Annotated in this window: 6 protein-coding genes and 6 pseudogenes; 6 read left to right on the plus strand and 6 right to left on the minus strand. The window is 39.3% G+C overall.

The genetic code is table 11. The features are described 5' to 3' along the window. Positions 1 to 100 precede the first annotated feature (100 nt). Positions 101 to 667 (plus strand): biotin transporter BioY, encoded by a 567-nt coding sequence (locus ACFIMU_RS07070; RefSeq protein WP_375696941.1) that lies wholly within the window; start codon positions 101 to 103, stop codon positions 665 to 667. 27 nt (positions 668 to 694) lie between these two features. Here the strand turns inward: ACFIMU_RS07070 and ACFIMU_RS07075 are convergent. Next, positions 695 to 866, minus strand: a pseudogene (locus ACFIMU_RS07075) (single-stranded DNA-binding protein); the annotation flags it as partial. Between the two features lie 521 nt (positions 867 to 1,387). Here ACFIMU_RS07075 and ACFIMU_RS07080 point away from each other — a divergent pair. After that, positions 1,388 to 1,567, plus strand: a complete 180-nt coding sequence (locus tag ACFIMU_RS07080; RefSeq protein ID WP_375607395.1) for a hypothetical protein — start codon at positions 1,388 to 1,390, stop codon at positions 1,565 to 1,567. A 25-nt stretch (positions 1,568 to 1,592) separates the two neighbouring features. Next, positions 1,593 to 1,646 (plus strand): annotated as a pseudogene (locus ACFIMU_RS07085) (hypothetical protein); the annotation flags it as partial. A gap of 619 nt (positions 1,647 to 2,265) precedes the next feature. On the opposite strand, the pseudogene ACFIMU_RS07090 reads toward ACFIMU_RS07085, so the two are convergent. The 5 genes and pseudogenes from ACFIMU_RS07090 to ACFIMU_RS07110 all read right to left on the minus strand — a co-directional run. Next, positions 2,266 to 4,873, minus strand: a pseudogene (locus tag ACFIMU_RS07090) (DEAD/DEAH box helicase family protein); the annotation flags it as partial. Between the two features lie 618 nt (positions 4,874 to 5,491). Beyond that, a pseudogene (locus ACFIMU_RS07095) lies at positions 5,492 to 7,102 on the minus strand (YfjI family protein). After that, positions 7,099 to 7,983, minus strand: coding sequence for a toprim domain-containing protein (locus ACFIMU_RS07100; RefSeq protein WP_375696942.1), 885 nt, complete (start codon positions 7,981 to 7,983; stop codon positions 7,099 to 7,101). The pseudogene ACFIMU_RS07095 and the gene ACFIMU_RS07100 overlap by 4 nt, the downstream one beginning before the upstream one ends. A 100-nt stretch (positions 7,984 to 8,083) precedes the next feature. Continuing rightward, the gene (locus ACFIMU_RS07105) at positions 8,084 to 8,284 is read right to left on the minus strand and encodes an AlpA family transcriptional regulator (protein WP_012231078.1); all 201 of its coding nucleotides are present in this window, start codon (positions 8,282 to 8,284) and stop codon (positions 8,084 to 8,086) included. Between the two features lie 210 nt (positions 8,285 to 8,494). Then, positions 8,495 to 9,662 (minus strand): annotated as a pseudogene (locus ACFIMU_RS07110) (tyrosine-type recombinase/integrase). Between the two features lie 179 nt (positions 9,663 to 9,841). On the opposite strand from ACFIMU_RS07110, the gene ACFIMU_RS07115 reads away from it, so the two are divergent. From ACFIMU_RS07115 to ACFIMU_RS07125, 3 genes and pseudogenes are all read left to right on the plus strand, one after another. Then, positions 9,842 to 9,994: a hypothetical protein gene (locus tag ACFIMU_RS07115; RefSeq protein ID WP_375696943.1), complete on the plus strand. Its 153-nt coding sequence runs from the start codon at positions 9,842 to 9,844 to the stop codon at positions 9,992 to 9,994. Between the two features lie 17 nt (positions 9,995 to 10,011). Further along, positions 10,012 to 10,224 (plus strand): hypothetical protein, encoded by a 213-nt coding sequence (locus tag ACFIMU_RS07120; RefSeq protein ID WP_375696944.1) that lies wholly within the window; start codon positions 10,012 to 10,014, stop codon positions 10,222 to 10,224. A 140-nt stretch (positions 10,225 to 10,364) separates the two neighbouring features. Continuing rightward, positions 10,365 to 11,740, plus strand: a pseudogene (locus ACFIMU_RS07125) (hypothetical protein); the annotation flags it as partial.

The following is an 11,740-nucleotide window of genomic DNA, read 5'->3' on the forward strand; positions in this document are numbered from 1 at the left end:
TCTATATCTAAGGTATTTAAAGTGTACTTTTATAAATCTGATACTTTTTATTAATTGTACAACAATAACGAAATATTTTCCCTAGTGAAGGAATAATTCAGTGAATACAAAAGATTTGGTTTATATTGCTTTATTTGCCGCTATTTACGCTGTTTTGAGTCTTTTCCCTCCTATTTATCTTCCTTTTTTGCTGGGTATCCCTATTACAGCTCAGTCTATGGCTCCGATGTTAGCAGGATCTATACTTGGAGCGAAAAGGGCAGCTTTAGCATCACTTCTTTTCCTTGTTCTTATTGCGATTGGGTTACCTCTATTGCCTAGTGGTCGTGGTGGAATTAGTGTTTTTTCAGGAGTTACGAGTGGTTATCTGATTAGTTTTCCATTTGCTGCATTTTTTATTGGCTTTATGGTAGAATTGCTTTGGCAGCGGTTAAATTTTATAATATTATTTATGATAAATACTGTGGGTGGCATTGGGATAGTTTATTCTTTTGGAATACCATGGGTAGCTTATATGACACAGGTCCCTTTGCTGACAGTTTTAATAAGTTCATTAGGTTTTTTGGTTAGTGGTTTCTTGAAAGTGCTGATTGCATCCTTTGTAGCGTTGACCATAAAAAAAACCGTTCCTCTCATTCATTCGAAAAAAGGGGCAGTTCTGTACTGAAGAACAAATTTTTCCAAATTTCTGTAGATTAAAAAGCACCACGGAATACCATTTTGTTTTGTCTACTTTTTTATTGGTATTTTTATCTGCATAGCTCTCAGAGGTAGCCATACGAAAATTGAATGTTTAGGCACCAAAATTCCTTTTTGCTTTCAGGAGCAGCTCCCAAATAGCCAATTAATATCGTTTTATTCAGCATGCTTGTAAGTTTTATTCGATTTGCATATTATATGCATAAAGCCATAGAATAATTTATTATTTTTTATATTTTTAGTTAATTAATCACTAATTTTTAAAGTATTAAATTATATTAATTGTACCAAAACATGGATAATTAAGTGTTTATCTAGAACTCTTGATGTATATAATACCCTTATAAATGTATTAATATAAGGTATAAAAATGAGATTTGAATGGGATGATGCTAAAACAAAAAGTAATCTTAGAAAGCATCATGTAAAGTTTTGAAATATCTGCATATGTTTTTTCTGATCCATTCTCCATGGCTAACCAAGACCGTATTGAAAATAGAGAGTATGGTTAGCAAGCTTTAGTGCTTGTGGAGGTTTTTATTACTATTCGTAGCGCATACTGTCCATGACAATAAAGATGGTATAGAGGTAATGCGTATTATTTCAGCTCGACGAGCCAATTTGAAAGAGAGGAAACGTTATAAAGAAGAAAGTTCGTTATGAAATTGAGGTAGGTAACTTATCAGTTTTGACAGATAAACAGAGACTTGAAATTGATAAATTGGCTGTAATGTCGGATAGTGCAATTGATCATAGAGATATTCCGTCACTCAATGATGTGTTCTGGAAAAACGCCGTTTTTAATCCATTCTATAAACCACCCAAAACTGTCACAACAGTGCGAGTGGATTCAGATGTGCTAGCGTGACTTTAAAAGTCAAGGGAAAGGATATCAAATGCGGATTAACGCCATTTTACGTGATGGCATGCTTCGTTTAATGTTTTAATTTTTCCTCCACTTAAAAGCAGGGAAGGGGAGTCATACTCTGAAAATCTAAGCAGCTTTCACTGCAGAGTTCTCTAAAACTCGTATTGCTTCTGCAATTAAAATTTTATAGCTTTAATTCTCAGCTAAACGATTCTAAACAATGAAATATATTTTGGATACACTACCTTCTCATAACCACTAAGATAACTTTGGCAGCACCTACTATCTGATAAGACTATAGACATTGTAATTATGTTAACTTTATGAATACCCTTAACTTCCTTTCTTATAAATATAGAATAGATCCAGCCCCAGAATTAGTTAATAACAGTGGTGCTGATAAATTTTTAGAGGAAGGAACGTACTATTTTAACCGTGATAATCAATGTGCTACCTTAGTAATCGAAAAGTTTTCTGTGAACTCAAAGATCTGCTATTGGATTTATGTTTTAACGGGAGAAAATAGCCCTTATAATCCTGAAGTAATTGATTCTGAAAACGACTTTCAGAATATTCCTAACCCACGTCCTAGAAAATATATTGAACAAAATAAGCAATATTTTGGAATTTTGATTCCTATAGAGTTCACTCTTTTTTCTTCAAATAAAGAGTTAAATAAATTCTTGCAGCTACACTACAAAAAAACTTTCATAAAGGTTTATAATAAGATTCTTTTTTGCATGAGTTTCGGTAATCTCTGCTGTACAGAACGTGACGCTTTTGTAAAATTTATCAAGATCTTTCGTTTTCTCTTCGATATTGGTTTTATCAAGTTCTGTTAAGATTTTTTCCATTGCTTGCGAAATGGCATTGTTTTGGACAAATTCATTGCCCTCAAACAAAGCTTCAAACATGGGACGCGTGACAAGATGTTGTGCTAACATCTCAATCGCTTCCTCTTGTTTTATTTCACTGTTTAAGTTGTTCTTTAATTCCTTATGAAATGCATCAAAAGCTTCACTGTTTTCATCAGAAAGCAAGTTTTGGAGATGCGTGATATGGTTTTGTGCAATCTCAGCAACATTGCCCGCCCAATTTTCCCAATAATCCGCAATAGCAAATTTCTTCGCAAGAAGGGTTTTTAGAGCATTAGGAAACTCTTTATAAAAAGGTAATCTTCCTGTTACGCTATGAATAGTTTGTGGTTCATGAGCGGCTTTTCCAATCTCAAGATCCATATGTTCTGATTTTTCATGGATATGAAGTTTATCCTCAACCGCGGTCATGCTCTCTAAGGCTCTAATCTCCAAAACATCACTAACGTCTTGCCCTAAAATCATCTGGTTAAGGGTGATTTCAAAATTCTCATCATGAGCAAGCAAAGCATTGATCACTTGCCAGACAACACTGTATCTTTTGTTGTATTTTAAAGCCTGTTCAGCAGAAACTTCAGCAGGGATCCCAACGGGTAAAATGATATAGCCTCTTTTCTTGCTCTTTGCACGACGCATGATACACCCCACCGCCTGTATCACATCCACGTGACTTTTACGCGGGTGTAAAAACATGATGGCATCAAGAGCAGGAACATCCACTCCTTCAGACAGACATCTTACATTGGTGAGCACACGGCAAGTATTTTCCCCCACATCTTCTTTAAGCCAATCAAGGGCTTTATGACGCGTTTTGGCACTTTGTGTTCCGTCAATATGATCAAAGGTACAGTGAAGAGGCGGGGTATCTTTATAGACCTTATGAAGATTAAATAATTCTTCCTGTATTTCTTCAGAATTAAATGTGTTACGAATGCGTTTAAAGGTCTTGATATCTTTACAAAAAGCCAAAGCCCGCCGCATGGGATTGGGGTCATCACTTAAATCAACCTTGAGATCTATTTTAGCAAGGGCTTGATAACAGCCTATGATCTTGGTTTTATCATCAAGGATAAGTTCATAATTCTCATCGGTCATCAGATGTTGAATGGATTGACTTACTTCCTCTTCATTAATACCCAAAACAATAATCTTATAAGGTGCAAGCAATTCATTCTGAACGGCTTTTGAGAAGGTATAGGTATAAAGCTCTTTTCCATAGAGCTCTTCATCATCCATAGATGTTAGAACGGCATTGATCTCATTGGCTTTCTTTTTGGCATCATCGGTAAAGATCTTAGGGGTTGCTGTCATATACAGACGTTTTTTGCCCTGAATGATGCTGTTATCGTGAACCTTGATAAAATCAGATTCATTGTCCTCTGTTCCCAATGATGCTCCAGTGGTACGGTGTGCTTCATCACAGATGATCAGATCAAATTCGGGTAAATCATACTCTTTTTGTGCATCCGAAATCACTTGGATTGAATGATAAGTAGAAAACACTACGGTCATCAGATCATGTGAAACCTTACCCGCTTTGCTAGCCAGTTCTTTTGCATCAGTTGTTGCAGGCAAGGCAAGATCAGAGCTATCAAATTCAAGAGCATCATTTTTATTATTCTTACGACGCTTTCCCACTTGTGTATCGGAACACACGGCAAAGGAGCGTAAAGGCACTTCTGTATCTTCTGTCCATTCACGAATTTTTTTGAGAGATAAGAGCAAGAGAGGGTACTAAAAACAATACACGCTTGCCAGTTCCTGCTATGGTTTCTGCTATCTTAAGGCTTGTGAAAGTCTTGCCCGTACCACATGCCATAATGAGTTTGCCATGGTCTGCTTCTTGTAAACCTTCACAGACTCTCTCAAGGGCTTCTTTCTGATGATCTAAAAGCTTTTTCTTCGGTTTCTCTTTAAGAACAGCTTGTCCTTGTTCTTTATAAGCTCCCCAATCGATTTGACTGCTTTCCAAATCAAACAGATTAATCCGTTGAGGGCGGATTTCTTGTCCTTCACACGTCAGTTCAACATTGTCACTCCAATCTATTTCGGTGCTATCAACCAGTATGCGACGGGTGAAGATCTTTTTGCCCGAGGCAGCTATAAAGCTATCAATATCTTCTTTTTTAATGATGTGAGAAGCATCATAGCATTTACATTGAATAGCGGCATATCCTTCTTCATCACGGATTGTAGCTACCAAATTAATCCCAATATCCGTTCCATCTTCATCATGCTCCTTAGCCCATTCCAAATAAGTCTGAACCTTTTCGTATTCTTGCTTTTGAAGCCGGTCGTTTGTCAAATAAGCCATGACAAGGTTTTCAAACACGGTTCCTAATTCACGGGGTGATTTAGCTCGTTGACGATAATATTCTAAGAGAGAGCGTAAAGTGACATGTTCATTATCAGAATGTTGAGGGCGAAGCATAAAGAATAAACTCCATGACAATATATTCTATTGATTAATTCTCTTCAAAAGAATCGAAATGAAGCTTATTAAATCCATTTTGAGTAAATGGTGAAAAAAAATGCAGAAAAATGCGAAAAAACGGATAAATTTTTTTCAAAAGGGTTTTTAAAAACTTGTTTATCCACAGCCCATGGCATAGGATAAGATCAGCAAAGTAGTGAAATCTGCTATTCGTTTTATGGAAAAAAGACAAATGAAGCATGTGCTTTTAAAATATCAGAATGATTATTTTGATATGTTTTATGAGTCACTAAAATAATCTAATTTGTCAGTTCAATTTACGAACACAAACTGACGAGTTTTATTCAACTTACATCATTGGTTATCTTTAAAGATTGTACTCTTGATATGAGTTATGGTTTTAAAATGCTAACCTATTGAAATATAATGTTTTTAATTTTTCTCATTAAAAAAAATAATAGAGGGTCTAAAAGGAACTGACAGCACTGACACACTGGACAAAACTCTTCCTATAAGGTCACTCAGATCATTATCTTTGGAGAAAAATTTCTTGATGAGAATGCCATTAAAAAGAGTTTTGCCTCTTTGAGTAGAAAGTTTTTAAAAGAGGTTTCTTTATTGTTTTATGCTGTTGTTTTTGATTAAAGGATTCCATTCATAATAGGCGCTAGGGTGTCCACTTGTCTGATGTGTTATAAACTTTTTTCGAAGATGATTTGAACAGCATAAAAGCTCTAAAGCTTGCGTGACAGCTTCCTTGTCTTTTAAAGAACGCCAACAGCGTCTATAGATATCTCTTGCTGTAAATATATCGGGCAAATGATCACAACGCTCGACAATCAATTTTGCACGCTCTGCTGTTAATGTATCATGGGCCGCATAAAGACGTTTGGCATGACTTAACAAATATTTTTCCCAATACAAGGCTCTTTCAAGGGCATTTCTATTGATTTCAAAACGCCCACCATCAGCCAGTTCAAAAATCAACGCAAGGCTTGCTATGGTCTTTGGCATTTTAAAAGATGCGATTGTAAGCTTTCTGAGTAACTACCTCCTTTTGCCTCTTTATGAAGATGCTCTAACCATTCATAAAACTTCACTTGTGCTTCAGCAGAAAAACGCATGATCAGCGGCTGTTCGGGAGACCCTAAGCGTTTATCACGAAAAGAACGAAAAAACCCTTGATAACTTTCCCATGCTTTTTGATTGGGAGGTCTATCAACCCATAACTGCTCTTGTCGTTCATCGGGAAAGTCAGCATTTGAAACCGTTGCATAAGACCATCATCGTTTATTCCACGGTGCATGTCTTGAATAATGGGAATAATACGTGCAGGTTGAATACCCCCTATAATAGAGACAGTTGCATTGGGAATAAAAATGGTTCCCCGTCCTATACGGTCATAGGTATAAGACTTATTGCCATTAAAAGCTGTTAGATAGAAAGAACGGTCTGATTGATATTCCTTTCTTGCCAGATTAGATAAAAAACCAGCTAATTCATCACGAACCAACAAGAGACCACGGGGGGGGCTTTTAAGAGTTCCCCAAGCTTTTCAACGGTCACATCATTGACGATAAGACGGCGTTTTATAGAACTGTCATCTTCCTCACTTTCTTTGTGTTCAAGAGTTTGTGAAAGAAGAGCAAGGGCTTGTTCTTCGTCTTGATCTTTGAGTGCTTTATAGGCTTGTTTTTTCTTTTCTCATTTATCTAATTCACTAAGAATCTCTTTTGTTTCTTGCTGTTTTTTCTTCTTTACCCACTCTTGATGCCATTCATCTTGAAAGACATAAAGAGGTTCTAAAGCAGCGTCCATGGTACCTGTTTTCATGGTCGAAGGTTCCCCCACAATGACACCCCAGAGATTAGGCACCACAATCCAATCATCATATTGTTTTGGGGCAACCCGCACGCCATTGCCAATCACAGCAGCCAAAGCACAGAGAGCAGAGATAGCAATAAAATCCATAGGGGCTTGTTGGCTATCCGCAACGTCATAAACATAGTCCATTAATGGCGTTGGCAACTGTAATAAGCTAAAAGGCTCGACGGGTAAGAGAGCCGTATTAATCGGTTGCAATTCCCCCCAACCATTTTGTTGCAATGCTTGCTTATAAGGAATGGCTTCTAAACAAGTCTTATCATTTAAAGAGCCATTATCGTTATCATTGCATGAAACATTTTGATTGTTGGTATCGACAATATTGTTTTTATTCTCTCTCATTTATTTATACCTTTCAGTATCAAAACATCATTGAAATCTAGACCGTAGGGGGCTTGCATGATAAAAACTTCAAAACCTTGTCTATAGGCATGTGCAGCGAGGGTAAAACCTGCTTTACGCCCCGCATCATCGCCATCCATTGCAATTGTCAGACGGGCTTTGGTTTTGGGTAAATTCACATGCATCATGCCATGAGTTGAAAGGGACGCCCATAAATCAACGGGCTCTGTTAACAACCCAGACAGTAGAGCCAGACCGGTTTCAATGCCCTCACAAATGACCAGATGTTTTGGATTGTCTTGGCTTAAATGCACAGCACCACCCGTGACAGATCCCAACATAGCTTTGGCTGGTTTTTGATCTGTTTTGCAGCCATTGTCTTTTAAAAAGGTTCTATGAATGGCAAAGGAACCAGCCCCCTTAACAAGAGCAACCAACGCGGGCAATGTACCCCCAGAGGGGTGTGGACATTTGCTATGAAAACGTAAATCAGCAGGCAAATCACATGTAATACCCCGCATACGTAAATAGGTTTCTGCTAAAGTATTTTTGATTGGTTGGCTTTGTTGCCAAATTGCTTTTGCTCTCTCTGCTTTCTGTTTTGCTCGTTTGAGATCAGCACAAAACTGTTTTGAGAAAGAGAGCGTCTGATCATAAGCTTGTTTTCCAAGCAATCCAATTCTAATAAGCGCTTGTATGATCTCTCTAAAAGAGCAGCCAGCATAACAATAGAGCAATAAACGCCCATCATGTCCATTGGCAAGGGATAAGCTAGGCAGCCTATCATCATGAGCAGGGCAACGGGCTGTTCCATAACGCCCATGCCAAGTACCACGCAAGGCACGTGTGATACCTTGCGCATTCTTAAAAGAACACATCATTTTTAATCCTATAACGTTGTGTCATAGGACGGATTGTGCTATCTCTAAGGTGATGAGTTTGAGAAAGCCTTGTCCGTTCTTACGTGACAAGGTTTTCTTTTTATGCCGCGTCGTTATAACGTTGCTGTTTTGCTTGCTCGATGACATTCAAAAGATCTGATTGTAACCAACGGGATAAAAAACCAAATTTTAAGGGTTTTGGGAGAGAGCCATTGGTAACATGACGGCGGAAAGTTGAGACACTCATATGAAGCAATTTTGCACTTTCACGGTCTGTTAAAAGACTATCATTTTCTGTCATTCTAAAATCCTTTCATTCTTAAAAAATAGAAACAAATCATAAGCATTTATTAACCATATCTTTGAATCCTTGGAAAGGTATTTATTTTATAGAAAACAATATTTTATCATATAAATTCTCATGTGATAATTTATGAGTCTTATTGAGAGCGAATGAGAGAGAATGAGAGAGAAAGTTATCCACAGATCATGGGGTTATTCACCCCATATCTTAAGATTGACCGGTGACATAAGCCGCCCATTTATCCATATAGACACGACGCTGTTCTAGATAGTCAGTACGACGATAGGCACGTTCTACTTTACCGCCGACCGTATGCGCTAGAATGGTTTCAGCGACCTCATAGGGGGCATCGGTTGTTTCAGCAAGCCAATTGCGTAAACTAGAGCGAAAGCCATGCGGGCAGGCTTCAAGTCCAATACGTTTCATATATTGAGCCATACACCTATGCGCGAGGGGACCGCGACCTGTTGCAGAAAAGAAGAAATCATTGCGTGATAAAAGGCGCGCTTGTTTTAAAATGTCTAATGCTTCAGATGATAGGGGTACACGAAACTCTTTTGTTGTATCACGCTTTCCTTTCATATTTTCAGCAGGGATAAGTCCATATATCATCCTCAACTTGATCTTTATGGATATGACATAAAGGAAAAGTACGAACGCCTGTCAGAATAAGCAAACGTAAAGCCAGTTGTGTCATTGTTGTTGTTTCGCAAAGTGTTTTATAAAAAGCCGGAACCTTTCTCCAATCCATAGCTGGAAAATTTTGCGTTTTATGGCGTTGTTTGCCTAAGAGCGCGCGTGCTTTTTCTGTTGCTTGTAAATCAACATTCAAACCTAATGCAGCCGCATGTTTAAGACAAAGATTAAGACGTATCAATGCTTTCTCTGCTGTTGCAGCTTTTGTATGCCAAATAGGGGCAAGAGTATTGCGTATCTCTGTTTGAGTAATCTCTGAAACGGGTAGACAGCCTAATTTAGGGAGAATATAAAGACGTAAAGGTGAAAACCAATCACAAGCCTTACCATCATCTTTTAATTCAGCTTTCCGACTTTCAAAAGCATCTACGGCAATGTCTTTTAAGTAATGAAGATTGCTTATTGCTTCACGCTTTTGTTTCTCCCGCTCTTTAATGGGGTCACGCCCCTCATGCAAAACAGAACGCCATTGATTTGCTAATTCACGGGCTTTTTTTAAAGAAACATGTCTTAAGGCACCCAATCCCATTTCACGACGGCGCCCATGAATGGTATAACGATAAAGCCATTGAGCACCTCCATCTTTACGCTTGTGAAGTAACAAGCCAGCACCATCATTATATTTACCAGCCCCCAATGTTGCGACAGATCTTGCATTAAGACGGTTCATAAGAGCCATTTTTTAGTCCTTTCTTGTATAAATTTTACCCACACACCAGCCCCGCTTTTGATGTGCGAGCAAGTGATATGAATTGATTCAATCTGAGAGGGTTTAGAATAAGAAAATCTTACTATATTCGGGACTCTCATTCAATATGCAAAACAGTGAATTATCATTATAAATCAATGTGTTGCCTTGTGCATGCGCCGCTTACTGGCGTTTTTGATTTACTGAAAGCCGCTTTGAAAACAGAGCTTGATGGTTCACTGAAAGATTTAGAGAAGCGCTTAGAGGCGTTAAGCGAAGAGCTTGAAGATTTGAAAGAGTGTTCATTGGATGAAGCCCTCTGAATGAAGGAATAAAACAGATGAAGATACCCGATCATGAACATGAATATTTGATACCTGTTGCAACGAAAGAGGAAATCAGAGAAGGGACTTCGCAAGACAGCGTTGTTGTTCCGAAGCTTTTAGGGACGGCCTCTTTGTATTCGTATGAAACCTTTGCGCCGTTAGAGCAGGTTGTTAATGCACGTCAAGAAGCAGAAAAAGCCATGTCTCGACAGAAGCAAAGAGATTAGCCGATGAATCGAAGTCGATTGCTGAACGTGCAGAACAAACAGCGAGAGATGCCTCCCAAACAGCAACAGAGACGACGCAAGTAGCCGCAACAGCGGTAGCGACATGTCATGAAGTTAAGACAGTAGCGACACAAGAAAGTATGAAGGCAGATGGAGCCAAACAGACAGCTGCTGATGCATTGACAGCGTCGAATGATGCCAAGTCACAATCAGAGACAGCGGTAAGCACATCAGAAGAGGCAAAGGCTCTTTCAGAACAGACAAAGGATGCGTGTGATGAAGTTAAAGCCTCCGTTTCCTCTGTTAAGAGAGTTGCAGAAGCTGTTCAGAAGAAATCAGAGGAAGCCGAGAGAGTTGCACAGACAAGTAAGAGAGTTTGTGAAGAAGCCAAACAACTCGCAACAGAAGCCCAAAATGCCTCTACCAATGCGCTTACAGAAGCGAATGCTGCGAAGGATAAAGCGTCTACAGCGCTAACCTCAGTCAATGATGTCAAGAATATTTCAGAAGAAGTGAAAGGTATTGCAGAAACGGCATTATCGACCGCTACCACAGCTAAACAGACTGGTGATGAGATCGGGCAAAAAGCTTTAGAAGCGTTAACGAAGTCGAGTGAAGCTAAGAGCACAGCAGAGACGGCAGAAGAGAAAGCCGCAAGAGCAGAAAAGAAGGCGGATGATGCGACAATCACAGCTTCTGAAGCCAAGACTATGGCGCAAGAAGCCAAACAGGCGTTAGAGACATCAACAGTGCAACAAGATGCCTCAGAAGCACTGTCTAAAGCCGCTGAAGCGAAGAAAGTAGCAGATCAGGCAGCAACGTTAGCCAATGAAAGTAAAACGACAGCTGTTGAGGCAAAAGGTTTAGTGGAGGAAGTAAAACAATCGGTAGCGACAGCGACAGAAACAGCAGAGAGCGTAGCTAAGGAAGCCAAAGTAGCATCAGAAAGCGCTGTTACAGTTGCGAATGCAGCGAAGAGCACAGCAGAAGAAGCAAAGGTTAAAGCAGAAAGTGTAGAGAGAGTTGCGAATGAAGCAAATCAAACAGCGACTTTTTCGAAGAGTGTATCAGAAGAAGCAAAAGAAGAGGCAAGTAATGCCAAATCGATAGCCTTAGAAGCGAAAAGTGCAGCAGATAGTGCAATAGCGAAAGCGGTAGCAGAGTCTGCGGCGCGTTCAGGAGAGACGGCAGGGCAGGTGAGTGGGGAAGCGGTGAAGGGCATAGCACAAGAGGCGAAGCGTAAAGCGGAAGAAGCCGAGAAAATAGCAAAAGAAGCCAAACAGACAGCAGGTTATGCCAAACATGATGCGGAGCAAGCGCGTAGTGAGGTGGAAAATGCAAAAAGCACAGCGAATGCAGCGTGGAATAAAGCCCACAAAGCGAATGAAACAGCAGATAGTGCTAAGCTTACAGCAAGTTTAGCAGAAACGGCAGGCGAAGAAGCCAAGAAAAAAGCCGAGTCGGCAGATTCACAAGCCTATCAAGCCAAGAGCGAAGCCGAAAAAGCCAAGGAAGT

The organism is Bartonella sp. AC70YNML, from assembly GCF_042196545.1.
GTDB lineage: Bacteria > Pseudomonadota > Alphaproteobacteria > Rhizobiales > Rhizobiaceae > Bartonella.